The following is a 25,408-nucleotide window of genomic DNA, read 5'->3' as shown; positions in this document are numbered from 1 at the left end:
TTCTTACGGATTGCAACGCTACTCTTATTTTTTTCTTTTCTTGTAAGTTGAAGTACTTCCAATAGCGGTGAGCTTGAAAAAATCATAATCAGGCATTGATGTCGTTTATGACATGTGGAGTAAACATCATATTTGGTGCTGTTTCAAGTGTCGCTGTTACGGCATACGGCGTATACTATAAAATTCAGCAGTTTGTTTTCTTTGCAGCATTCGGACTTAATAACGCATTGATTCCCATTGTTGCATTTAATCATGGTAAGAAAGATAAGGAAAGGATGAATGACGGAATAAAATATGGAGTTGTGTATTAGAGAATATTTCATAGGTTTTTATACAGTTTAACAATTATTTGCTTTTTACTGCACAAGTCTAGTTAAACAATATTAATTGTACTGATTTTCCTGAAACTCACATAACTGCCCTTTGCAAAGATTTTTTGCTTTATATAAAGCTGAATCAGCATTGTGCAGCAACTCATCATAGTTTACAGCATCTTTAGCGAGCCAGACCAGCCCTGCTGAAATCATGATCTTCTTGTGAGTGTTATCAGGGAAGGTAATTACATTCTCTTCAAGCTTCTTGTAGAAATTGCGGATTAAATTTCTTATTTCGTCTTTATCATCAAACTTATACAGAAATACGTAGAATTCGTCCCCTGACCGTCGTCCGGCAATACACCGGTTTGTGCTGAAGCAAGAGAGTAATTCCGCAGTGGTTTTAATATAAATATCTCCCCATTTATGTCCATAGGTGTCATTAATCTGTTTGAGATAGTCAAGATCAAACATAATCAGCGCTGCAACTTTTAAATTCCCGCTTGCTAGTTGAGAAACAACTTGCCGCTGAAAAGCACTTCGGTTATAAAGTTTTGTAAGAGAGTCATAATCACGTTCGAATTTAATTTTATTTTTTTCTCGGATTTCTTCCGTAACATCACTGACCACTCCGAAGGTACGGGTCTCATTAATAATCATTTTTATCTTCACCCATTTTTCCGGAGAATCACTAATTTTATAGACATCTTCTTCTTCCGGTTCCGAACAGTTTAAGATTTGATGCAGCTTTTTAACAAACAAGTCCTTATTATGGTACAATTCGTCTGCTTCCTGTTTATAAAGGGAAAGAATATGCGCCAGCCGATCAGTTGCAAAAACGCGCGTTGAGTCTTTTTTATATTCGAATGCACCAATGTCAACATTCACTAAGTTGATAATCTGCGACATTTTCAAAGTGGATTCAAGCAAATTTTTATTGGCAATCTCCATCGCGTTGGATAGATGATCAATCTCAGATAATCCGGTCTTACGATAGGATGCTGCACTAATCATGTCACTTTCCTGCACTTGCTTTGCCAGCAGTATAATTGGCTTTGAGAACTGATAACTGGCAAGATAGCCTCCTGCTGCACCCATCAGAATAGAGATCACAAAAGAAGTGAACAGGATCCCTTGTATCTTGTGGACAAATTTCAAGAGGTTGTTATCTTCCATCATCCCGATTAAATACCACTGTTCTTGTTCAAAGGGGGTATTGTAGTAATAAAGGCCCATCTTTTCTACACAGGCATATATTTTATTACGGCTGTTGTGGTTGTCAAGCAAATATATATTTCTTTTCATATCTTTACTTGTAAATGAGAGCCTCTCATTTTTTTGAATCATCCGTTCTTGAAGAGCACCATTAGTAATCAGGGGATAAATGCCGCCGTCCTTATTTCTCTGAATAGCGATCATATAACCTAATGAGTCTTGTGGAAATAAATCGATAGCCGGTAAGAATCTATTCAAATAACTCACGGTTATTTCTATACCAATGACTCCAAAAATTTGGCCGGTTGTATTAAAAAGAGGCATTGTATAAGTAATGATAGGTAAATCATTTGGGGATAGGCGAAAGGGCAGACTCCAGTATCCCAACAAATTCGCATTGATGCCTAAAGCTTTAATACTCATAGGTTTGAAATAAAAGTCCCGGTTGTTTTCATCTAAAGTCAGACTATATTTCCATACTTCATCCATAGGGATCTGAAAATTTTTCGAAATTTCGGGGGTACCCACAATTAAGTACAAATCATTATTAGCCTCATCATTGAGCATCGGGTCATAATCTCTAAAATAAAGAGCGGAATGGGTATTACTATTTTGTAGATTATCATTCAGTATAACGAATGCGCCGGTAGCCGTAGTAGTCCGAAGCATGGAAATAAGAGACGGAGCCGACTGAGTAAAAAAATTATTATTTCTTTCTTCCGGAGAAAGCCGGGGATCATTGAGAATAGCTAGCAGTTTTGAGATTTCTTTGACGTAGGGGTCCATATTTGTCCAACGATTTTTGATCTCACGCTGCAAATAGTCCTTACGATTATTTGCTTTTTCATAAAAGGACTGGAATGCATTTGCCTGTGTTTGCGCTAAGACACCGCCGGCCAGTAACGTGCCTGTCAATAATACAGACTGTCCGAAAACCAATAGCATCATAAATATAGTCAGCTTATAGGCAATAGAGTTTTTGTTCCATTTTATTTTCTTCATGCCTGTCTCAACCCTCCCGGCGTTCTTATCTTAAAATAGCAGCTGTTTCTTGCATGAACTGAAAGTACCACTTCTTAAAATTTTCTTCTGAAAGGAGATGTTCAATCCTTTGGTTTCTATCCTCACCCTTTTGTGTATTTTCCTCGATATACTGTAAATCCTTTTGAACCTGTTGGAACATGGAAGTTTCCAAAAGCCGCCTCATATCATAACTTCCATTAAAGGGTTTATTACCGTAAAGTTTATAGGCATCCATCATTTTTAGAGTTGCTTTGATGGAGTTTGTAATGGTAGGGTTTAGAGCATCTACATCAACCTTGTGACTGGCAGATAAAATCAAAGCCTCATTGAGTGATGCGGTTTTTACCGGAAAATATCCGGTTGAAACTGCGAATTCGACATTTTGTTCCTTAGCGGTAAACCATTTCAAAAACAGCGCAGCTGCATATTCATGAGCCGGATCACTCTTAGTAATGCACATACCGGCTCCCTGTTGTATAGCATAATTCTCGCCATGCTCAAAGCAGGGGTAGGGTAGTGCTTCAGATTCAATGGGATATATCTCTGTCTTGCTTAAGGTGATTTCTCTAGGGAAATAAGCGGCTCCGGCAGTAGAACCAACATATGCAATAACCGTACCTGTTTTCGCATCATCGGAACAGAATCGCCCGGTTTTAGTATAGTATCCCTTAAGATAAGGAACATAAAAGTTGTCCCAGATTTTACGGACAAACTTTTCGTTAAAGTTGAGCTTTACCCCTTCCCCTTCAAAGATATACATATCTTCATTCAGCTGCATGGACGCTACCAACATATAATTTGATGGGGAATCAATCCCTATAAAGGCTTTGCCGTCATTGATTTCAGGTGTTTTTGCATCGGTCCATTCATAATATTTCTCCGCTATCCGGGCAACTCCTTCCCAGGTGGAGAGTTCATTAATATCAGCGCCTGTTTCAGCTTCAAAAGCATCCCAATATGTTTTATTTAGAAACAGGTTTTCAGTCGATTTGGCAATAGGGAGAATTTTAAGCTTGTTTTCCTCACCAAATCTTCCTTCGTCCATGAAATCCTGCCGAAATTCTTTTAACTCTTCCTTTGAAAAGTATGTTTCCATATCCACAAGCGGAGAAATTTGATTAATACGGTATGCATTATCCGGGTAGGCAGCAAAAATGTGAGGTAAAGGTTGAGAACCGATTTTATTGTTTGCTGCGTCAAAAACCGTATTTGCTAACTGTTGTACATCCCCTTGACTAAGAGCATCTACAACAATCCCTTTCTCCATACCAACAGTTTCATTAAAGCGTGAAACCAACTGATCAAACTTTTCCTTTGTTTGCCCACTGTAATAATTCCATAATGTAATGGTGGCAGGATGGGCCGGATCCAGCGGTTCTTTTGGGGTGTTCCATTGACTGCAGCCTATCATCATAAGTGTAACTACAGCTAAGCAGAATAATATACTCAATATAACTTTATATTTTGTCATATCATGGCTCCTTCCTATTTTGTATTAACAATAGAAGTAAGGTACCGGTTATCTTCATTTATAAAAGATTATGTCGAAATTTATATTTTTTTGTCTCTTGCTTATATATTACATAATTATACCACAATTGCAAGTGCTTTTATCAGTTTTGTTCACTGCTATATTGTGAAATAGTAGAGGAAGACAGATATGTATTAGAGTTGTTAAGATGTATTCATCAGAACCTCGTTAAGGCAGGAGTTATTAAGACCATGGGAGAATATAAATGGTGCAGCTATAATGCTTATTTAGATGACAAGAATCCCTTAATTTCTAATTCTTAAATCTGGAAAACACTTATACTCATCAAAAAGTCAGGTTCGCTTTTTGAAAACCCGATTTTTTGATGAGGTGCATATGTTATACAATATTTCTTAAAATTGGGATATAGAATAAAAGCCGCCGATATTGTTGTGCTTGTAAAAAATGATTTATTATTTAGGAATTAATGGTATAATACTTATTGTAATTTATAATTGATGATGAGGTAATCATATGGAGAAGCCTTTAAATGAAATGACAAACGAAGAACTTTGGAGACTATTCCCTATTATCTTAAGTGAACATATGCCAATCTGGAAAGAAAACTATTTAGCTGAAAAAACAGTGATTGAGCAAGCGGTTGGACAACACAATATCGTTAGAATAAATCATTATGGCAGTACATCCGTACCTGATTTAATCGCAAAACCAACCATTGATATTCTCCTTGAGATCACTGAGAATATGGATATTGAAAAGCTGAAATGGAGCATGCGGTCAATAGGGTATATATATAGTGAACAGCCTAATAATCCAGCACCTCACATGATGTTTATGAAGGGATATACGCCTCGAGGATTCGAGGGGCAGGTTTTCCATGTTCATGTTCGGTATAGCGGCGACTGGGATGAGCTGTATTTCAGAGACTATCTTCTAACACATCCTGAAGTCTCGGATAAATACGGCAGGCTAAAAATAGAGTTACAGAAAAAGTATGAACATGACAGAGATGGTTATACCGATGCAAAAACCGATTTTATTAATCGAATTGCCAAATTAGCGCGTTTGGAGCTGAAAAATAGAGACTAGTACGAGACTTGCAGTACAGTGGGATACAGTGAATTTTATACTCGCTGCTTTTTATACATACCATACAATTATGGCAAATCTAAATTTAAATAATATTAAAGTAATGCAGATTTAAACTGCTAAGGATAAGAGGGTAAGATGAATTCAATAATCGAAGTTAAAAATTTTACTAAAAAATATGGCGACTTTATAGCTGTAAATAATATTTCTTTTGAAGTGGAGGAAGGGACTATTTTCGCTTTTCTAGGACCTAATGGTGCTGGGAAGAGTACAACGATAAATACCCTATGTACCATATTTGAAAAGACATCCGGGACTCTTTTAATAGATGGTAAAGATGTTACTGCACAAAAAAGTGAAGTCAGGTCTGCCATTGGCGTTGTGTTTCAAGATTCCACGTTAGATGCGAAGATGACAATTGAAGAAAATCTTAAAATGCACTGCGTTTTTTATAGCGTTCCTAAAAAAGAAGTAGAAGAACGTATTCAGTTTGTTTTAAATTTAGTTGATTTATTAGACGAAAGAAAGAAATCAGTTGGCGCCTTGTCAGGTGGAATGAAACGCCGTGTAGAAATTGCCCGCGGGTTGATTCACTATCCAAAAGTTTTATTTCTTGATGAACCGACAACAGGGCTTGATCCGCAAACACGCGCTCATATATGGGAGTATATTATTAAGCTTCAAAAAGAAAGAAATATTACGATTTTTCTTACCACCCATTATATGGAAGAAGCGGAAATATGCGATAAGATTGCAATTATCGATGGTGGAAGGATCGTGGCTCACGATACACCATATGCTTTAAAAAAACAGTTCACAAAAGATAAAGCATATATCACTACTAAAAAAGAACCAGAACTTGAGCAACTGTTAGCCCAGCATGGACTGGCATATGCAAAAAAAGAGGGTTATTATAGGGTTGATGCTGAAAACATTAGACTTTTATTACAAGTTTTAAGTTTGCAAAAAGAAGATATTACTGATATAGAAATAAAAAAAGGCACGTTTAATGATGTGTTTTTAGAAATAACCGGCAAAGAGATTAGGGAGGATGCATAGTTTGAAAGAAAGGCACTTTCAAACTATGTATGCTTCCGGCAGAATTAATGTGCCACCAAAATTTTCGTACAAAGAACGTGCGAAATGGCGATGCACAAAGTATCATTTACGCCTTATTCGGCTCACAGTAAGTGCGTATATAAATTTCATCATATCTTGTGAGCCAGAAAGGCTAATGATACTTATATGAATACGGTATTTGCATTGTGGAGAAGAGGTTTAAAAGCGTTTTTAAGAAATAGGGTAGGATTGATTTTTACGCTTATTTTTCCATTTTTCTTTGTATATGTATTTGGAGCAATTTTTAAAAATGAATTTATAAAAAATCCTATTGCATATATGCTCTCCGGCGTTATCATCACGACTGTATTTGAGAGTGCGCTTAATTTGGCCTCGACAACGGTTGATGATATGGTAAGCGGATTTATGAAAGAAGTTTTGGTTTCTCCTGCCAAAAGAATTGCTGTTGCAATGGGGCAGCTGTTATCGGCTGCCACAGTTTCCACTCTACAAGGGATTATGATTTTAATTTTCGGGTTTTTTGTAGGCATAAAATTTACTACATGGACAACTCCGCTATTTGTTCTTTTAGCGATGATTTGTGTTGGACTTGTTTTTTCCGGTGTTGGGCTGTATCTGGCAACCATTGTGCGCAGCGGTCAGACTTTTCAGATTATTAAAACGGCAGTAACTTTACCCTTAACGTTTACATCAGGCGCATATCTTCCTTTGTCCATGCTGCCCGATTCACTTAAATATGTTGCATATATGAATCCGATGACTTATGCCACAGCTTTTTTTCGTATGATCGTATTGGAAAAAACAAATTTGCCGCCTGCAGAGCTTGTGAAAGAGGGATTAGCAATTGATATAAATGGTTTTATCATTACTCCCATACTTTCTTTAGCCATTATCCTAGCGATAGGCTTAATATTTTTAATATTATCAACAAATTCATTCGTTAGAACTGATTTTTCTCGTATTAGCAGAAGTGCCACTGATGCGAGTGCTTTGTGGGGTTAATTACATATGGGATTCGTCTTATATAAGTATGACAAAAAAATGCCCTACTGCCTCCCTCTTTATTGTTGTCACGTATATGTAAACAAATTTGACTTTATCCTATAACGTCTTTATTCTTTCATTTCTTTTAGAGAAATGTTCTGGGTTTTGATTTTCTTAATCCATGAAATAATGACTAGAAGCAATGGAATAAGAATTTGAAATGGAACTGAATAATATGCCCATATTTCTGCTGCCCATTGAAAAACATCAAATATGTTATCATACACCCAAATGGATAAAGAGGCCACAATTGCAACAACCGGTAAAACAAAAGGCTTATAGTCATCCAGATTAAAAAGCTGTGTAATTCCTATCACTGCCGCATATGTGGCAACAGCAATCTTCACGCCGCCACTAACCAGTAAATTGATTGCGACAAAGGGTTGAATGGTGATATTAGGGATTAATTCGGTAGAGATTTGAGGTGGAAAGGTAACCCTTGACAGCATATCCGGTCCCAGAACCAAAAGATCTCGCAGAATAACACTCAATAGCATAAAACCCACTGCAATAATTGCAAAATATGATGTTTTTACAAGGTCTTTTCTATTTTTTAAATGTGGAAAGATCATCAAAAATGCAACAATCTCCCCAAAAGGAAAGGCCAGCACACCAAAAGATACTTTCAAAACAGGTTTAACGCCCTTTTCTAAGAATGGAAAGAGATTATTAAAGTTATATTGGTTTATGAGGGCCAAGAAGATAGCTGCAACTAAAAGCGGGATTGCCAGCGTTAATAATTCATTTGATCTTGCGATCACTTCCAACCCGTTTTTGACGACATAAGCAACAGTGATGCAAATACACGAAATAATAAAAAGTATTGGAGTTTCCGGAAACATAACAGTGACCATGTATTCTCCGAAATCCCTTGTGACAAGAGCGGCCAAGTGTATAAAATACCATATATATAATGCAGCAGTAATATTTCCTAAGATCTTGCCAAAATTATCTATTAATATTTCAATGAGGTTTTTGGAAGGATTCATGTTTGATATACTAATATAAATACCTAATAAAGCTAATCCTCCAATCCACGCTATGATGAATGCCAACCAGCTATCTTGAAGGGCAGCAGCAGCCGGATTGACAATTGCTGTGTTCCCAAATACAAACCCTATAAGTAATAAAAACAACTGCGCATTTGAAATTTTAACATCTTTCATCAGTTCATCCTCCAGGTATTATAAGTTTCACTATCTTTTCGATGATAATAGATGGACTTTGAGGCGCTTTATCTACCACTTGTAGAATACTTATTGTAAATCCTACTAATATAAGAGAAAAGTAAACAATCATTGTTTTTATTTTGTGGTTTGTTTTTAATAATACTCCAATATCGATTAGTATGATTATGAGAAAAACAGCAATTGTTCCGATAACTAGCATATTAGCCTCCTTTTATGCTTGCTTTAATTAGGTTGGGATGTTTTCTTTATTAATCCCGATCTTTTAATCTTTGCTGACACCTTTATTTCTACCGGTGTGTTGGCGAATTCTTCATTCCAATTGTCTTTGACCTGCTTCCAGTAATCTGTATATTTTCTATGAACGATTTCACCGAAACCAAAGATGTCACTTTTGTATTTCTGTTGCGCTAGTTGGATGACCTCTCGGATCTCTTCTTCAATCGTGACAGAAACTTCTTCTTCCAGCTTTTTAACCATTTCATTTTTAGTTAAATCACCTTTTCCTTGCTGGTCGCCAATAGTGCCTTCTTCTTTTACGGTTACTAAGAGTATAAGCTTTCCGTTTTTCACTTGAACATCCATTTTGCCGGTGGAATGGAATATCTCACTTGCTACCTTTTTTGTTTTATCTACAGGATTGGATACATTAATAATAGTACTTTTGACTTTGTCTTCTATAAATAACAAACCCCTGGTTTCCACGGGATTTAACCATCCTATTAATTTATCTTTCTTAAAAACAGCCGCTCCTTCTACTTCCAGGTCTTTTATCATTGCATGGTCTTTTTTTTGAATAAATTTCACTGTACTAATTGTCGGTTCTTTCCCAGGACTGTTTATATCCTTCATAAGATCAATAAACATGAGTTCCTTCATTTTTGCAAGTGCGGTAGAGTTTTCTATAATGCTTGTTAAATGCATGGCAGGAATCTCTTCCATTTCACTTCTTGTTTCTAATATTTCTTTTGCGGTCGTTCCTTTAGCTATTAGAACTTTGGCTGTGGAATTTCTTTCTTGATCTCTTTCGAAAAAATCCAAGGCATCTGCAATGCCTTCCTTAGCGAGACCTTCACCAATTACTATTAGTTGTACATGTCGGTAATAAGGTTTTCGATTAACTGTTGACAGTAGGTTTCTGACAGCCTCAAATATAGTGTCTCCCTTACTGGAAAAAACCTCAGCAGCCTTTTCTTGCGTACCTCCTGTGGTTTTCGTCTTAATTACTGAAGGTTTTGCCAGCTGTACTGTAAGTTCAAATTTCTGATCATTTCCTTTATCCAAGCCTACTGCAACAACGAAGACCATTTCGGTGACGTCTCTATTATTCCAGCACCCTGTTGTAATCATTATAATTAAGCAAATATTTAGAAATATCATCCATCTTTTTATTGGATTATACATAGGCTAATCTTCTTTCTTTCTAAAATCAATTTTCATTCTATATTTTGCTTTATCTGAACCTGCTCCCATCAAAGACATCGGCCTTGTAAACATGAACCAAATAGGAGCCCGAATCAATGAATCCTTTAAGTCCATCCCATTTAGAGGAGAAAGAGGAGACATATAGGGTACACCGAAAGAACGCAATGTACACAGGTGCATTATAAGAAGTACGGTTATTATTGCCATTCCCATTAAGCCTAATATATTTGCAGCGATGAGCATGATCAGCCGAATAATGGGCATCGCTGCTCCCAATGGTGGCAGAATGAAGCTGGTAATGGCTGTGAGGGAAGTGATAATGACCATGAAGCGATACAGGTGATTAATCCGTTATTGATTGCATATGATTGGCCAGGGAATATAAGGGAGTTTATCAATATTATGGAACGATTATCTTTAGTAGTATTGCAATCAAGTCCAGATGAGTGGGCTAAGGGGTTAAAAAAAGTTATGCATGCCCCAGAGGGGGAAGATGACTACCTCACACTAAAAGTAAATATTAAAAATGGGCTAAAGGGTGCCGTAAAGGATATTGAGAAAGATATCATAAATTCTATGCTTTTAAAATATGACCAGGACAAAGATAAGGTAATTGAGGAACTAAAGATAGGTCGTGCTACATTTTTTAGAAAAATATAAAAGAGAAAAAGTTTGGTATCGAAAATGATTTAATTGAATATTAAAATTGATACTGCATAAACCTAGTTTTTATGGTGCAAATGAAAAAATATAAAAAAGTTAGTATCAAAAGTGATATGCGCAATTGTCGAGAAAACACTAAAATAGCTAAAAAAACTTTGGCACGATAATTGCTATTACTATAAATATAGGGACTTAGTGATTGATAAAATAAAAAACTAATACAAATTAAGGAGTGATATTTATGTTAAACGCAGGAGCATTACAAGGAGTAAAAATCTTAGATTTAACAAGAGTTCTAGCAGGACCATTTGCAACTATGATGATGGCCGATATGGGCGCTGACGTTATAAAGATTGAGATGGTTAATAAGGGTGATGACAGTAGACAGTTTGGTCCTTTCCTAAATGGTGAAAGTTCTTATTATATGAACTTAAACCGTAACAAGAAAGGTATAACCCTTAACCTTAAGAATCCAAAAGGAAAAGAAATCTTTATTGAAATGGTTAAGAAGGCTGACATAGTGATGGAAAATTATCGTCCTGGAACTATGGAAAAGCTGGGATTAGGATATGAAGATTTAAAGAAAATTAATCCTGGGATCATATATGCTTGCGTATCAGGATTCGGACATTATGGTCCATATAAGAATCGTGCGGGATACGATATTATTGGACAAGCTATAAGTGGTCTAATGAGCACGACTGGTCAAGCAGATGGTGAGCCAACTCGTACAGGTACAGCAATGTCAGATGTATTAGCAGGTTTATCAGTAACGACTGGAACTTTATCAGCATTACATTATAAAGATAAAACAGGAATTGGACAAAAAGTAGACGTATCACTTGTTGATGCTACAGTGGCAAGTATGGAAATAATAAACCAAATTTACCTTGTAGAAGGACGTATACCAGAGCGTATTGGAAATAGATATGAATCTTGTTATCCATATGATTCATTTAGAGCTAAAGATGGAAGTATTGTTATTGGTGCGGCAAATGATAAGTTATGGTCAAATGTATGTAATTTAATGGGAAGACCAGAATTAGCAACTTGTGAAGACTTTGATAAAAATTTTAAACGCGTTCAGCGTCATGCAGAAGTTAAAAAGATAGTTGAAGAGTGGACAGTACAGCATTCAATAGACGATCTAGTTGAAGCGTTATTAGAAGCTGGTGTTCCAGTTGCCCCAATCAATACTATAGATAGAGTAGTTAAGGATCCACATATTGCAGGGGCAAGGGAAATGTTTGTAGATGTGGAACATCCTAAGGCTGGAAAGATGAAGATAACTGGATGTCATATTAAGCTATCCGAAACTAAGCCATTAGTTAAGACACCAGCACCACTTTTAGGTGAGCACAATAAAGAGGTTTATAGTGAATTTATGGGATTTGATGAAAAAGAAATCACAACTATGATAGAAGAAGGAATAATCTAGTCGTTTATTGGGGGTAAAATTATGAAATTTCATAAACAAATTGAAATAGTAGAAGTTGGTCCACGTGATGGCTTACAAAACTTGAAAGATTGGATACCTACTGAATTTAAAATAAAATTAATTAATGATTTAATTGCTGCTGGCATCAACACAATGGAAATGACTTCCTTTGTACATCCGAAGGCAATACCTCAAATGAAAGATGCAGAAACTGTTACTAAGACAGTAATAGGTCAATTTATAGATAAGGGTGCAAGAATATTTGCACTAGTCCCTAATCTGCGAGGAGCAAAGATAGCTGATGAATGTGGATTAAAAGAGATAACTTACGTTGTGTCCGCAAGTGAAAAGCATAATCTTGCAAATATAAATCGTACTGTAGAACAATCCTTGGATGAATTAGCTAAGATTAGGACTGAATTACCAAATATTCAAATACGTTTAGATGTAGCTACAGCTTTTGGATGTCCATTCTTGGGGGATGTAAGTGAAGATTTGGTTATTAATCTTATTAAAGCTGCTGCAGATATAGGAATTAATACTATAACTTTGTGTGATACCATAGGAGTAGCTAATCCAAAGCAAGTATATGAATTATCACAAAAAGTTTCTAAGGAGTTTCCGAATTTACCTTTAGGCCTACATCTTCATGATACTCGAGGAATGGGGCTCGCTAACTACCTTGCAGCTATGGAAGCGGGAATAAGCATATTCGAAACATCTATAGGAGGTTTAGGTGGATGTCCTTTTGCACCAGGTGCCGCTGGTAATACAGCTACTGAAGATCTTGTAAATATGTTAAATGGGATTGGAGTAGAAACAAATATTGATGTGAATAAATTAGTAGATATATCAAGAGTTATAGAAGATACTTTGGAAATGAAGCTTACTAGTCATATGGTGAATGTAAACACCTCCTGTACTGGAATTCAATAAAATTAATAATTTAAAATGTTAAAATAAAGTTTTTCTGTAAGTGCTTCAAAAGATGACGTCTAGCTATATCACAACTATGGTGGTAAGCTGGTGATATCATTTTTTGAGGCACTTTTTATGTTTATAATTCAGCCTGCATTCCGCTGGTAGCTGCTCGGACCAAGGCAGGTAGTTATTCAGAAATTCTGGATGATTATTAAAGTCTGTGTCTGGCATTTCTTTTAGGATGTATTTTAGATACTCATACACATCCAGATCATTTGCTCTAGCAGATTCTACCAGAGTATATAGAACTGCATTCGCAGTTGCTCCTTTTGGTGTATCTGCAAAAAGCCAAGCTCTTCTTGCTGTAGCATATGGTTTGATATTTGCTTCACAGAGATTATTGGAGATTGGCAGACGTCCATCCTACTTGAAAGTGAACTTTTTGGTTATGAAGGTGGTGCTTTCACGGGAGCAAAAAAAGAAGGTAAACAGGGACTTTTTGAATTAGCTCATAATGGAACTATTTTTCTAGATGAAATTGGTGAAATATCAAAGGGGCTGCAAGCCAGATTGTTGAGAGTAATTCAAGAAAAGGAAATAATGAGAGTAGGCGGTGATAAGATCATCCCTGTAGATATAAGAATATTAAGTGCTACAAATCAAGAGCTTGAGAAATGGGTCAACACCGGGGAATTTAGACAGGATTTATATTACCGCTTGAATGTATTCAATATCGTAATTCCCCCATTGAGAGAACGAAAAGAAGACATAGTACTTATTGCTAAAAAATTATTAACTCAATTTGGAGGTAATGCTATTGATATAGATAATGCAATACAGGTGCTTAATCCCTTATTGATTGCATATGATTGGCCGGGAAATATAAGAGAGTTTAGTAATATAATGGAGCGACTGTCTTTAATTCTATTGCAAACAAGTCTAGATGAGTGGGGTGATGAGTTGAAAAAAGTTATGCATACCCCAGCTAGGGAAGATCACTATATCACACTAAAAGTTAATATTAAAAATGGGCTAAAGGATGCCGTAAAGGATATTGAGAAAGATATAATAAATTTAATGCTTTTAAAATATAACCAGGATAAAGAAAAAGTGATTGAAGAATTAAAAATAGGTCGGGCTACATTTTGGAGAAAAATATAATATAGAGTTATTCTTATAAAAAGATACCATGTGGTATCAATTTTGATTAAAATCAGTATCATATTTGAGAATGACCTTAAGCGTGAAATATTCATATATATTTATAATAATTATGCAACATCGGTATCAAATCGGTATCAAATATGAGACAAGCGTTTTCTGAAACGTGCTAAAACTATAGTTAAAAGTTTTGGCGCGGTTCTTGCTGTATTTATAGAGTAAGGAGATAATATTAAAAATAAATATTATTAGAATTATATTAAGACCAGCTAATTGTTGTCAATAGGTTTTAAGAAATTTTCTTTAAAAATATTTTAAAGCAAGTGCCTTGAATATAGGCATGACAACAAAACCACCTACTTTTGGTAAACATAAAATAGCCGGTCTCTGGACATTGAAAACTAAACATTGAGCATGTATGTATTAAGCCGCTGAATTCTTTGCTATAAGCATTTTTGCATGTTCTTCAGGCATTCTTAAAACAAATGGTTTTCTATCTCTGAGAACAGCAAAGATGATTGAAACCAGCTTATGCATTACTGCACCTAGTGCTACTTTTTTAGGCTTACTTAGGCATTTTTTTCGGTAGTATTCATACAATACCGGATTGTGTTCCTGGCCATTACGTTTCTTACGTACATTAGCCAGAGCGGTCGTGAAAACTACTCGTCTAAGCAATCTAGGACCCCGTTTGGACATCTTGTTTTCAGTACCTTCAAATTGACCTGATTGAGTAACAGAGGGGTCTACACCGAAGTAAGCAACCAGCTTGTCCGGCTTGGAGAAAGCACTAAAATCTCCGATTTCAGCTATAATAGTAGCTGCAGTCAGTAGTCCGATACCGGGGATGGAGCACAGTAGTTCGATCGTCAAAGATAGAACCGGCATATCCTTTGAAGCATCCTTGTCCAAAAGCTCGTGGATAGCTTCAACGGCTGCATCCAGAGATTGCATCAAGGTTTTAATCATGACAATATTGGCTTTAAGCATTGCAGCATTGGCAATGGAATTAATGCTCAAAGGCTTGAAGTTGCTGGCCTTGGAACAAAGTGATTCGTATTTACCTGTAGCCCATTTAATGTTTTTCCTGGCGGTCTTTTGTATAAGAGAAATCAATTTCTGTCTATCGGCTTTGAGGATATCCTCAGGTGTAGGATATTTTTCAAGAATCGCTAGTGCAGTGCAGGAGGAAACATCCTTGAAGACTTCGGTAAAGCTTAAGAAAAGCTGGTCAACAATACCCAAGAGCCTGTTCTTATAGGCAGTAAGCTGGTCAGAAAGCTTGTAGTAGTGGCGGCAAAGGCTTCTTAGGCAATCTATGTCTTCGTGAGGAATATTGGTGGTTTTAAGCTGTCCGAAACGGTACAGTAAGGCAATCCTCTTAGCATCCACTTTATCATTTTTTACTTTCCTAACCCGAATATTTTTGATAGAATCAGATTGGATGGGGTTTATGACGCAAACCTCATATCCATTCTTCGTGAGGGTTTGGAAAAGGATTTTGTGGTAATGGCCGGTGGATTCCATGATGACGACAGGCTTTGCTTCAAACTCCTTTTCTGCTTTTCTAAGGAGCTCAAAGGCTCTGTCAAAGTTGGAATAGGCATCATGGTTAATCCGGATGCGGGCATACACCTGATTTGAAGGTGAGAGAATTGCCATCTCTGAGAACCGCTTACCCACATCGATCCCGGTAACAGGAACCTGGTTCATAAAAAAGCCTCCTTCATTTTTTTGTATTGTGGACAATGGAGCATCCATTCCTACTCCTGTAAGTATGCAACCTAGCATGTGACACGAGGAACCAGCTAAAAAGCCGGCCTCAACCAGCCAAATCATGTAAACTTACCGGAATGGATAGACAGTCTTAATTACGGGTAGTCGTCTCCATGAGGAGCCGTCCCAGGAGGAATTCCATCAACCCTCCGAGTCCGAAAAGCATTATACATGATTGTCAAGGTACAGGCCAGCCAAATACTGGCAGTAGGCTAAGGTGAGAAGCCTATTGATTTGCTTAAGGTTTAGATACGATATGTTCAAAGTTATGTTAAGTATTAAGATTTGGTAATTCCAGCAACTAAAGTGTTGCTGATTGATTACAACTATATTGTACTAGGAGGAAGAATAATATGCACCCAGAAATGAAAATGGTCAAATGTTCAATTATGCGTGGAGGAACTAGCAAGGGTATATTCATCATGAAAAATGATTTGCCAAAGGACGCAGAGGAAAGAGATAAAGTAATACTTTCTGTATATGGAAGTCCTGATTTAAGACAGATTGATGGATTAGGTGGAGCTGATGTATTAACAAGCAAGCTTGCAATAATAGCACCACCAACGAGAGAAGATGCAGATGTAGATTACACTTTTGCTCAAGTTAGCTTTGCTGAAGCTTTTGTAGATTATGGTGGAAACTGTGGAAATATATCTTCAGCAGTTGGACCGTTTGCAATAAACGCGGGATTAGTTGAGGCTAAAGAACCAATAACAACTGTAAGAATTCACTTAACAAATTCTAATAATATATTAGTTGCTGAAGTTCCTGTAAAGGATGGCAAAGCAGCTGTAGAAGGCGATTTCAGAATAGATGGGGTACCTGGTACTGGGGCAAAAATTACATTAGATTGGTCAGATACTCAAGGTGCTTTTACCGGTAAACTGCTACCAACAGGAAATGTTAAAGATATTATAAGCGTAGATGGAAAGGATTATCCAGTATCAATAGTAGATGCAGGTAATCCACTAGTGTTTATCAAGGCTGAGGATATTGGAATTGATGGAACTGAAACGCCACAGCAAATCGAGAGCAACAAAGCACTTATGGATTTAATTGAACAGATTAGAGGTAGAGCAGCTGAAAGGATCAATATGGTAGAGAGCTGGGAACTTGCCGCTACTAAAACTCCATATGTACCGTTTTTTGCAATTGTAAGTGCATCAAAGGATTATACAACTTTTGATGGTAAAGAAATAAAAGCGAAAGATATAGATATAGTATCTAGATTATTATTTATGTTAAGAATGCATAAAACTTACCCTGGTACAGGAACAGTTTGTACTGGAGCAGCAGCAAGAATACCAGGTTCAGTAGTTTGGGAAGTTCTAAAGGAAGAAGCAAAATCTAGAGTATCAATCAATATTGGTCATCCAGCAGGTATTATTCCTGTTGAATCAGAAGCTGAAGTTAAAGATGGAAAAGTAATTTTAAAGAAGGCTGCTATGTATAGAACAGCTAGAACGATTATGGATGGATATGTATATGTAAGGAAATCTGTTTATAATAAATAAATCTTTCATTAATACGCTGCTCCCAGAGAAGTAGATTTTCAGTTGTGGATTTCACAATATTACCTCCCATCTGATTACTTGCTGATAGTATATCAAATGGGAGGTCAACATGCATGACGGTGATTGTTCCAGCGCTTACTATTATTTGAAACGAATCATGTATAAATCAAATAACAGAAATTTAAACGACTCAAACAAGCTATTCACTTACAAAGATCTTAGAAGGGTGGGCATTCTTCTGAAACCTCACAGAATCTAAAATTACACAAGGATGATCCACCATTCTTTGGAGTATTTCTGAGTAATCATAAAATAGTATCTTACAGGGATGGGATAAAAGTTATAAATGAAGGGTCTTATGTTGAAGATAATGACCTTCATATCCAGTAGATATCCTAATTCTATGCAACAGTATATGAATTATTATTACATGTTTTTATAGGTATTAATAATGTGATTAAACATTTTCTTTACAGCAGGTGCCATAAACGCTTGATTTAAAGTGGTTATTCCGATAACTCGATATTCACGAGGCTCTATTGGATATATATCTACATTATTATTTTGGTTACGCATTACCAACTCAGGCATAATACAAATCCCAAAACCACTTTCAACCATAGCGATTGTGGATTGATCATCAACTACATGACAGGTGGATAGAACATTTAAACTATACTTATGAAAAAAATTATTGATGTCAGCATCGCTGCCTTTTCTTTGATATACAAATCGCTGACCTCTTATATCATCAATAGTTATAAATTCTTTGTTTTTAGGATAAAAGTTCTTTGGTACTACACATACAAGTGGATCTTTATATAAGGGTGTAATATTTATCTTTTCTGCACTTGAGGTAGATAAAAATCCTATATCCACTACACCATTTCTTAACCAGGCTGAAACGTCATTATAATGTCCCTGATATAATTCTATAGAAATATTAGAATAAAACTTTTGGAATGAACTAACAATAGAGGGTATCCAATTTGTACATACACTATTAAATGTTCCAATCTTTACAGTTCCTTTTTCAAGTCCGTTTAATAAGGAAACTTCCTGTTTAAGATGTTCCTCGCTATTAAGAACTGCTTGTACATGAGGTAATAAATTCTCACCATAACCAGTTAATTGTATGCTTGTTTTGTTTCTGATAAATAAAGGAAAACCCAATTCTTTTTCTAAACTTGAAATAGAGTGACTTATGGCAGAAGGGGTTAAATGTAAGATATCAGCAGCCCGCTGAAAACTATTCTGCTCTACAACGGTTTTAAATATTTTATACGATGGCAATGACATAATTCTAATATCTCCTTTTATAATATAAATGAAAATTATTCAACATAATAATGAAAATAATGAATTTTACTTATGTAAGTAATTGTATTAAAATAATCTAAAATAGTCAATAGATTCTATGAGGGGGTTATATTATGAGAATTGCAGTTATAGGTGCGGGTGCAATGGGAAGTCTTTATGGTGCATATTTATCACGTAATAATGAAGTTTATATGATTGATGTTAATAGCAAAATTATAGAATCCATAAATGAAAGAGGGTTAATCATATATGAAAAAGAAGTATTGTTATATTAATTAGTTATATAAGATGAAGATAACAGGATGTCATATTAAGCTTTCCGAAACTAAGCCATCAGTTAAGACACCAGCACCACTTTTAGGTGAGCACAATAAAGAGGTTTATAGTGAATTTATGGGATTTGATGAAAAAGAAATAGCAGCAATGAAAGAAGAAGGAGTAATCTAAGCATGAATTTACACCATAGGCTTAAAGTCCTTGGAACCTTTCGTAGTTCAGTTTCAAATTAAAGGACTATCTCGTGTAAAAGCGAGATAGTTACTTTCTTGGCATTGATTAAGTTGCTAGATTTCTTTTGAAGTGGCGTTAATCTTCATACGACTGACTCAAAGGAGGGAGTATTTTTGAATAATATCACAAGTTACAACAAGCGTTCGCAATTCAGTGTTGCTCTTATATCTCCTTATGAATACATGGGTGAATTGTTTACGAGTATTGCTAGGATAAATGGAGTAAAAGCATATGTTGAAATAGCATCACTTAACAACGCCGTTAATATTGCTAATAAGTTTAAAGATAAAGTGGATGTTTTTTTAAGCAGAGGGGGAACGTCTGATTATATTGAGAATTCAGTTGATACACCTGTAGTATCAATTCCGGTAACTGCTTTTGATATAACGAGGGCCATGCATTCTGCAAAAAGGATCGCAGATGAGGTGGCATTGGTGACGTACAACAACAGTGTATTTGATATAAATGAAATAGAGAATATACTGCAAATTAAAATACATGAGTACACATTTGTATCTGCAACTGATATTGAAGAGAGTGTTATTGATATAAAAAACAAAGGGATAAAGGTAGTAGTAGGGGGGATGCCTGTAGTTCAGGTAGCAGAAAGGAATGGTATAAAAGGCGTCCTTATTGAATGTAGTGAGGATTCAATACAACAGTCGCTAAAAGAGGCTTTGAGTATAGCTCAAGTTCGTAATGATGAAATAGAGCGTTCGGTAAGGCTTAGATTTATATTAAACTCAATTACGCAGGGAATTATTGTTACGGATGAAAATAATAAGGTCATTATTTACAATTCAGCAGCAGAAAAGATTTTTCGGATTTCTTCTGAGAAGGCTCTAGGAAAAGATGCATTAGAAATTATTCCCAACAGCAGAATGCATAAAGTATTTGAGAGTGGAGAAGCAGAACTTGGAGCACTACATGATATTAATGGAGGAACTATAGCTACAAATCGTATTCCAATAGAAGCTGACGGTAAGCGTATGGGGGTTGTAAGCACTTTTGAAGATGTTACAAAAATACAGCAGTTGGAACAAAAAATAAGAGAAAAGAAGCATAAGAAGGGATTTGTTGCTAAGCATTGTTTTAATGATATACTAACCGCTAAAAATGAAATGATTAAATTAAAAGAAATGGCGAGTATGTATGCTAAAACTGATAGTACTATTTTAATACAAGGGGAGTCAGGTACGGGAAAAGAACTATTTGCACAGAGTATCCATAATGCCAGTCATCGTTCCAATGGGCCTTTTGTAGCAGTTAATTGTGCAGCAATCCCTGACCAGCTACTTGAAAGTGAACTTTTTGGTTATGAAGGTGGTGCTTTCACGGGAGCAAAAAAAGAAGGTAAGCAAGGACTTTTTGAATTAGCTCATAATGGAACTATTTTTCTAGATGAGATTGGTGAAATATCCAAGGGGTTGCAAGCCAGATTGTTGAGGGTAATTCAAGAAAAGGAAATAATGAGAGTTGGTGGCGATAAGATTATTCCCGTAGATATAAGAATATTAAGTGCTACGAATCGAGAGCTTGAAAAACGAATTCACACCGGAGAGTTTAGACAGGACTTATATTACCGCTTGAATGTATTCAATATTATAATCCCACCTTTGAGAGAACGTAAAGAAGATATAGCTCTAATTGCTAAAAAATTATTAGAACAATTCATAGGTAATGCTATTGATATTAATAAAGCGATACAGGTGATTAATCCGTTATTGATTGCATATGATTGGCCAGGAAATATAAGGGAGTTTATCAATATTATGGAACGATTATCTTTAGTACTATTGCAATCAAGTCCAGATGAGTGGGCTAAGGGGTTAAAAAATGTTATGCATGCCCCAGAGGGGGAAGATCACTATATTACACTAAAAGTTAATATTAAAAATGGGCTAAAGGATGCCGTAAAGGATATTGAGAAAGATATCATAAATTCAATGCTTTTAAAATATAACCAGGATAAAGAAAAAGTGATTGAAGAATTAAAAATAGGTCGGGCTACATTTTGGAGAAAGATATAATATAGAGTTATTCTTATAAAAAGATACCATGTGGTATCAATTTTGATTAAAATCAGTATCATATTTGAGAATGGCCTTAAGCGTGAAATATTCATATATATTTATAATAATTATGCAACATCGGTATCAAATCGGTATCAAATATGAGACAAACGTTTTCTGAACCGTGCTAAAACTATAGTTAAAAGTTTTGGCGCGGTTTTTGCTATATTTATAGAGTAAGGAGATAATATTAAAAATAAATATTATTAGAATTATATTAAGGAGGAAGAATAATATGCACCCAGAAATGAAAATGGTCAAATGTTCAATTATGCGTGGAGGAACTAGCAAGGGTATATTCATCATGAAAAATGATTTGCCAAAGGACGCAGAGGAAAGAGATAAAGTAATACTTTCTGTATATGGAAGTCCTGATTTAAGACAGATTGATGGGATTAGGTGGAGCTGATGTATTAACAAGCAAGCTTGCAATAATAGCACCACCAACGAGAGAAGATGCAGATGTAGATTTACACACTTTTGCTCAAGTTAGCTTTGCTGAAGCTTTTGTAGATTATGGTGGAAAAAAAACTGTGGAAAATATATCTTCAGCAGTTGGACCGTTTGCAATAAACGCGGGATTAGTTGAGGCTAAAGAACCAATAACAACTGTAAGAATTCACTTAACAAATTCTAATAATATATTAGTTGCTGAAGTTCCTGTAAAAGGATGGCAAAAGCAGCTGTAGAAGGCGATTTCAGAATAGATGGGGGTACCTGGTACTGGGGCAAAAATTACATTAGATTGGTCAGATTACTCAAGGTGCTTTTACCGGTAAACTGCTACCAACAGGAAAATGTTAAAGATATTATAAGCGTAGATGGAAAGGATTATCCAGTATCAATAGTAGATGCAGGTAATCCACTAGTGTTTATCAAGGCTGAGGGGATATTGGAATTGATGGAACTGAAACGCCACAGCAAATCGAGAGCAACAAAAAGCACTTATGGATTTAATTGAACAGATTAGAGGTAAAAAGCGAAAGATATAGATATAGTATCTAGATTATTATTTATGTTAAGAATGCATAAAAAAAAACTTACCCTGGTACAGGAACAGTTTGTACTGGAGCAGCAGCAAGAATACCAGGTTCAGTAGTTTGGGAAGTTCTAAAGGAAGAAGCAAAATCTAGAGTATCAATCAATATTGGTCATCCAGCAGGTATTATTCCTGTTGAATCAGAAGCTGAAGTTAAAGATGGAAAAGTAATTTTAAAGAAGGCTGCTATGTATAGAACAGCTAGAACAATTATGGATGGATATGTATATGTAAGGAAATCTGTTTATAATAAATAAATCTTTAAAGTTTTTATGAATTTTCTATTATTTCAAAAATCAGTTTATAGTATAACAATATTTAATACAAATCACAAAATGAAGTCTGTTTAAGGGGGAACAGTTGATGGGAAAGACGATAGCAGAGAAAATACTTGCAAAGGCCGCAGGTGTAGAAGTTGCAAATGCTGGAGATATTCTTTGGGTAAATGTTGATAAAGCTATGATGGATGATATATTAGGGCCTAGAGTAGAAATTGCTGAAAAGATGAAATTAATTAAAGATGAGGTATGGGATAAAGATAAGGTTGTTATTATATCAGATCATTACACTCCACCTGCAAGTATTAAGCAAGCTGAGATTGTAAAATTTACAAGAGAATGGGCTAAAACTCATAAAATAGATAACTACTACGAATTTGTAGGTCCATGCCATCAAATAATGGCTGAAAATGGTCATGTAAGGCCAGGAACAGTAGTGCTTGGTACAGATTCACACACTTGTATGGGAGGGGCACTAGGTGCATTTGCTAGTGGTGTAGGTTCTACAGAAATGCTTGGCATATTGCTCACTGGTAAGACATGGTTGAAGGTTCCAGAGACTATTAAAGTTGAGTGGAAGGGACAGCTTCAAAATGGTGTAATGGCAAAAGACATGTCATTAAAGACAATTGGAACAATAGGACATGCCGGTGCCACTTATAAGGCGGTAGAGTATGTTGGAGATACTATTGAAAGTCTTATAATGGATGAACGTATGGCTATCACAAATATGGCTGTAGAAATGGGAGCAAAGGCTGGCATTATTCCACCTGATGCAAAAACAATTGAATATCTTAAGGGTATTGGTGTTACTGAAGGTTATACCTTCTATAGCAGTGATAATGATGCAAATTACTGCCAGGTGTTAAATTTTGATTCTAGTAAGTTAAAACCAGTAGTAGCATGCCCTAATGAAGTGGACAATGTAACGGAAATAGAAAATGTAGCTGGAACTAAAATTCATCAAGCTTACATTGGTTCATGTACTGGTGGAAGGTATAACGATTTAGAAGCTGCAGCTAGTATTTTAAAAGGTAAAAAGGTTAAAAATGGTGTGCGTCTTTTGGTAGCTCCTGCTTCACAAGAGGTTTACAAGAAAGCATCTAGAGATGGAATATTATCAGTATTGGCTGATGCTGGTGCTGTTATTATGGCACCTAGTTGTGGTCTATGTGTAGGAGTACATTCAGGATTGCTTGCGGATGAAGAAGTTTGTATTTCTTCAAGCAATCGTAATTTTATTGGGAGAATGGGTAGTAGTAAATCTGGAATTTATCTTGGATCACCTATGTCAGTGGCAGCTAGTGCCATCACTGGAGGTATAACTGATCCACGTGAATTTATATAGGAGGTAAATGAATATGAGTACTTTAGTTAAAGGTAAGGTTTTAAAATATGGAGATAACATTAATACAGATATAATATCTCCACCACAATATATGGAACTTAGTTTTGCAGAGGCAGCAAAGTATTCTATGAGTGCCATTGATCCAGAGTTCTATAATAAGATAAAAAAGGGAGATATTATAGTTGCTGGAGCTAATTTTGGTTCTGGATCAAGTAGAGAAACTTCTCCATTAACACTTAAATATCTAGGAACAGGGGCGATTGTAGCTAAGTTCTTTGCAAGAATATTTTATCGTAATGCTATCAATCTGGGTATTCCAGTGATTGAGTGCAGCGAAGTTGATAAGATTGAAGATGGAGATGAAATTAAAATTAGTATTGAAGAAGGCGTGATTTACAACATAACGAAAAATGAAAGGTATAGCTGTAGTAAAATTCCTTCGCATATCTTGGAATTAATAAACAAGGGTGGACTTGTTTCATATTTAAAAGAAGTAGCAAAATAATATAATCTAGCGAAAGATAAAAGGTATATAACTATATATATTTTAATGCTGAATGAATTTTCTAGAGTAACTTTAAAAGGTTGCTCTAGAAAAACTAGGCTGGATGTAAATGTTACCAAATTATGTGTTTATATGATCATAGATTGATAAGAAAAAGCTTGTTGCTAAGCCGGAAAATAAAGTAAAGGTAGTGTATGTTAATGAAAATGAATGTATTAAGAATCCAGTACTTTTTAAGAAAAGTTTAGCAGCTCTAGGAGTTACTATTTTTGGATTTATGCTTCATGGTGTATTACATTTTTAATCAGCCACAATAGCTATAACTGGGGCAGTTGTTTTATTATTTATTTCAAATATATCTTCAGAGAAAATATTACATGAGGTAGAGCGGAAAATTATATTTTTCTTCGTTGGACTATTTATAATGGTAGGGTGGCTAGAGGCAACCGGAGTTATTAGTGCTTTAGCAGAATGGGTAATTAGTGTTACTAAAGGAAATCTAACTTTAACCACTATGTCTATATTAAGGGTATCTGTAATAGCTTCAGCTTTTGTTGATAATATCCCTATTGTTGCAACTATGATATACCATTAATCCAGGATATGGGGTCAATGACTGGTATGAACCTAGAACCAATATGGTGGGCTTTATCTTTAGGGGCTTGCTTTGGAGGAAATGGTACAGTTTTAGGTGGCAGTGATAGTGTAATTGCAAGAGGAATGGGAGAAGATCATGGTGAGAAAATTACCTTCGGAGAATACTTTAGACTTGCCCTTCCTCTTATGATACGTACAATAATTTTTGATTCTATCTATTTACTTATTTTTTATATTTCATAGAGGTGGACAAGTAAAGGTGTATTAATGGGTAATTCTATTGCTTTAGTTTATGTTAGATATGTAATCATTGTATAAAAGGAAATCTGTTTGTGACATCCTAATAGAATATACTGCAAATCATAAAATTTAATTACTTCTATATTAGACTTTTGCA

General features: G+C 35.6%; 28 protein-coding genes. 19 read left to right on the top strand and 9 right to left on the bottom strand.

The genetic code is table 11. The annotated features are described in order from the left end of the window. Positions 1–98 precede the first annotated feature (98 nt). Positions 99–311 (top strand): MATE family efflux transporter, encoded by a 213-nt coding sequence (locus QKW49_RS10865; RefSeq protein WP_282867553.1) that lies wholly within the window; start codon positions 99–101, stop codon positions 309–311. A gap of 72 nt (positions 312–383) precedes the next feature. Here the strand turns inward: QKW49_RS10865 and QKW49_RS10860 are convergent, their stop codons facing one another. Further along, a complete protein-coding gene (locus tag QKW49_RS10860; RefSeq protein WP_282867552.1) occupies positions 384–2,531 on the bottom strand; it encodes a diguanylate cyclase in 2,148 nt (715 codons plus the stop codon). Positions 2,532–2,556: 25 nt separating this feature from the next. After that, positions 2,557–4,023, bottom strand: coding sequence for an extracellular solute-binding protein (locus QKW49_RS10855; RefSeq protein ID WP_282867551.1), 1,467 nt, complete (start codon positions 4,021–4,023; stop codon positions 2,557–2,559). A 534-nt stretch (positions 4,024–4,557) separates the two neighbouring features. Here QKW49_RS10855 and QKW49_RS10850 point away from each other — a divergent pair. From QKW49_RS10850 to QKW49_RS10840, 3 genes are all read left to right on the top strand, one after another. Further along, positions 4,558–5,133, top strand: coding sequence for a GrpB family protein (locus QKW49_RS10850; protein WP_282867550.1), 576 nt, complete (start codon positions 4,558–4,560; stop codon positions 5,131–5,133). A 138-nt stretch (positions 5,134–5,271) separates the two neighbouring features. Beyond that, entirely contained in the window at positions 5,272–6,192 is a 921-nt protein-coding gene (locus QKW49_RS10845) for an ATP-binding cassette domain-containing protein (protein WP_282867549.1), read from the top strand. A gap of 186 nt (positions 6,193–6,378) precedes the next feature. Continuing rightward, positions 6,379–7,215: an ABC transporter permease gene (locus QKW49_RS10840; RefSeq protein WP_282867548.1), complete on the top strand. Its 837-nt coding sequence runs from the start codon at positions 6,379–6,381 to the stop codon at positions 7,213–7,215. Positions 7,216–7,325: 110 nt separating this feature from the next. Here QKW49_RS10840 and QKW49_RS10835 read toward each other — a convergent pair whose 3' ends face one another. The 4 genes from QKW49_RS10835 to QKW49_RS10820 are packed head-to-tail and all read right to left on the bottom strand — an operon-like array spanning position 7,326 to position 10,196. Then, the gene (locus QKW49_RS10835; RefSeq protein WP_282867547.1) at positions 7,326–8,423 is read right to left on the bottom strand and encodes an endospore germination permease; all 1,098 of its coding nucleotides are present in this window, start codon (positions 8,421–8,423) and stop codon (positions 7,326–7,328) included. Between the two features lie 4 nt (positions 8,424–8,427). Then, complete coding sequence (locus QKW49_RS10830; protein ID WP_282867546.1) at positions 8,428–8,646, bottom strand: hypothetical protein; 219 nt, start codon at positions 8,644–8,646, stop codon at positions 8,428–8,430. A 23-nt stretch (positions 8,647–8,669) separates the two neighbouring features. After that, positions 8,670–9,848 carry a Ger(x)C family spore germination protein gene (locus QKW49_RS10825; protein WP_282867545.1) on the bottom strand — a complete coding sequence of 393 codons (1,179 nt, stop codon included), beginning with the start codon at positions 9,846–9,848 and terminating at the stop codon, positions 8,670–8,672. 3 nt (positions 9,849–9,851) lie between these two features. Continuing rightward, entirely contained in the window at positions 9,852–10,196 is a 345-nt protein-coding gene (locus QKW49_RS10820) for a spore germination protein (protein ID WP_282867544.1), read from the bottom strand. 12 nt (positions 10,197–10,208) lie between these two features. Between QKW49_RS10820 and QKW49_RS10815 the strand changes: the two genes are divergently transcribed. From QKW49_RS10815 to QKW49_RS10805, 3 genes are all read left to right on the top strand, one after another. Beyond that, positions 10,209–10,529 carry a hypothetical protein gene (locus QKW49_RS10815; RefSeq protein WP_282867543.1) on the top strand — a complete coding sequence of 107 codons (321 nt, stop codon included), beginning with the start codon at positions 10,209–10,211 and terminating at the stop codon, positions 10,527–10,529. A 244-nt stretch (positions 10,530–10,773) separates the two neighbouring features. Then, complete coding sequence (locus tag QKW49_RS10810) at positions 10,774–11,970, top strand: CoA transferase (protein ID WP_282867542.1); 1,197 nt, start codon at positions 10,774–10,776, stop codon at positions 11,968–11,970. Positions 11,971–11,991: 21 nt separating this feature from the next. Beyond that, positions 11,992–12,906, top strand: coding sequence for a hydroxymethylglutaryl-CoA lyase (locus tag QKW49_RS10805; protein WP_282867541.1), 915 nt, complete (start codon positions 11,992–11,994; stop codon positions 12,904–12,906). A gap of 96 nt (positions 12,907–13,002) precedes the next feature. On the opposite strand, the gene QKW49_RS10800 is transcribed toward QKW49_RS10805, so the two are convergent. Next, entirely contained in the window at positions 13,003–13,272 is a 270-nt protein-coding gene (locus QKW49_RS10800; protein WP_282868118.1) for a transposase domain-containing protein, read from the bottom strand. On the opposite strand from QKW49_RS10800, the gene QKW49_RS10795 reads away from it, so the two are divergent. Beyond that, entirely contained in the window at positions 13,204–14,052 is an 849-nt protein-coding gene (locus QKW49_RS10795; RefSeq protein WP_349239130.1) for a sigma 54-interacting transcriptional regulator, read from the top strand. The two genes, QKW49_RS10800 and QKW49_RS10795, sit on opposite strands and share 69 nt — an antisense overlap. A gap of 423 nt (positions 14,053–14,475) precedes the next feature. Here QKW49_RS10795 and QKW49_RS10790 read toward each other — a convergent pair whose 3' ends face one another. Next, a complete protein-coding gene (locus QKW49_RS10790; RefSeq protein ID WP_282866218.1) occupies positions 14,476–15,765 on the bottom strand; it encodes an IS110 family transposase in 1,290 nt (429 codons plus the stop codon). A 416-nt stretch (positions 15,766–16,181) separates the two neighbouring features. On the opposite strand from QKW49_RS10790, the gene QKW49_RS10785 reads away from it, so the two are divergent. Further along, entirely contained in the window at positions 16,182–17,342 is a 1,161-nt protein-coding gene (locus QKW49_RS10785; RefSeq protein WP_282867540.1) for a PrpF domain-containing protein, read from the top strand. Positions 17,343–17,768: 426 nt separating this feature from the next. Here QKW49_RS10785 and QKW49_RS10780 read toward each other — a convergent pair whose 3' ends face one another. Further along, a complete protein-coding gene (locus tag QKW49_RS10780) occupies positions 17,769–18,641 on the bottom strand; it encodes a LysR family transcriptional regulator (protein WP_282867539.1) in 873 nt (290 codons plus the stop codon). A 134-nt stretch (positions 18,642–18,775) separates the two neighbouring features. Between QKW49_RS10780 and QKW49_RS10775 the strand changes: the two genes are divergently transcribed. The 10 genes from QKW49_RS10775 to QKW49_RS10730 all read left to right on the top strand — a co-directional run bounded on the left by QKW49_RS10775 (position 18,776) and on the right by QKW49_RS10730 (position 25,254). Continuing rightward, a complete protein-coding gene (locus QKW49_RS10775) occupies positions 18,776–18,937 on the top strand; it encodes a 2-dehydropantoate 2-reductase N-terminal domain-containing protein (protein ID WP_349239106.1) in 162 nt (53 codons plus the stop codon). Positions 18,938–18,950: 13 nt separating this feature from the next. Further along, entirely contained in the window at positions 18,951–19,109 is a 159-nt protein-coding gene (locus QKW49_RS10770; protein WP_349239105.1) for a hypothetical protein, read from the top strand. Between the two features lie 176 nt (positions 19,110–19,285). Continuing rightward, positions 19,286–21,202 (top strand): sigma 54-interacting transcriptional regulator, encoded by a 1,917-nt coding sequence (locus tag QKW49_RS10765; RefSeq protein ID WP_282867538.1) that lies wholly within the window; start codon positions 19,286–19,288, stop codon positions 21,200–21,202. 277 nt (positions 21,203–21,479) lie between these two features. Beyond that, positions 21,480–21,653, top strand: a complete 174-nt coding sequence (locus QKW49_RS10760) for a PrpF domain-containing protein (RefSeq protein WP_282867537.1) — start codon at positions 21,480–21,482, stop codon at positions 21,651–21,653. Beyond that, positions 21,634–21,933, top strand: coding sequence for a PrpF domain-containing protein (locus tag QKW49_RS10755; RefSeq protein WP_282867536.1), 300 nt, complete (start codon positions 21,634–21,636; stop codon positions 21,931–21,933). Before QKW49_RS10760 ends, QKW49_RS10755 begins: the two co-directional genes overlap by 20 nt. Beyond that, complete coding sequence (locus QKW49_RS10750) at positions 21,915–22,205, top strand: hypothetical protein (protein WP_282867535.1); 291 nt, start codon at positions 21,915–21,917, stop codon at positions 22,203–22,205. The genes QKW49_RS10755 and QKW49_RS10750 overlap by 19 nt, the downstream gene beginning before the upstream one ends. A 122-nt stretch (positions 22,206–22,327) precedes the next feature. Continuing rightward, positions 22,328–22,540, top strand: coding sequence for a PrpF domain-containing protein (locus tag QKW49_RS10745; protein WP_282868116.1), 213 nt, complete (start codon positions 22,328–22,330; stop codon positions 22,538–22,540). Positions 22,541–22,646: 106 nt separating this feature from the next. Continuing rightward, positions 22,647–23,909, top strand: a complete 1,263-nt coding sequence (locus QKW49_RS10740; protein WP_282867534.1) for a 3-isopropylmalate dehydratase large subunit — start codon at positions 22,647–22,649, stop codon at positions 23,907–23,909. Between the two features lie 13 nt (positions 23,910–23,922). Beyond that, entirely contained in the window at positions 23,923–24,414 is a 492-nt protein-coding gene (leuD, locus tag QKW49_RS10735) for a 3-isopropylmalate dehydratase (protein ID WP_282867533.1), read from the top strand. 612 nt (positions 24,415–25,026) lie between these two features. Further along, positions 25,027–25,254: a hypothetical protein gene (locus QKW49_RS10730; RefSeq protein WP_282867532.1), complete on the top strand. Its 228-nt coding sequence runs from the start codon at positions 25,027–25,029 to the stop codon at positions 25,252–25,254. Positions 25,255–25,408: the final 154 nt, after the last annotated feature.

Origin of the sequence: Petroclostridium sp. X23, from assembly GCF_030013905.1 — a bacterium.
Taxonomy (GTDB): Bacteria; Bacillota; Clostridia; order SK-Y3; family SK-Y3; genus X23.
This window is presented reverse-complemented; position numbering and strand designations above follow the sequence as displayed.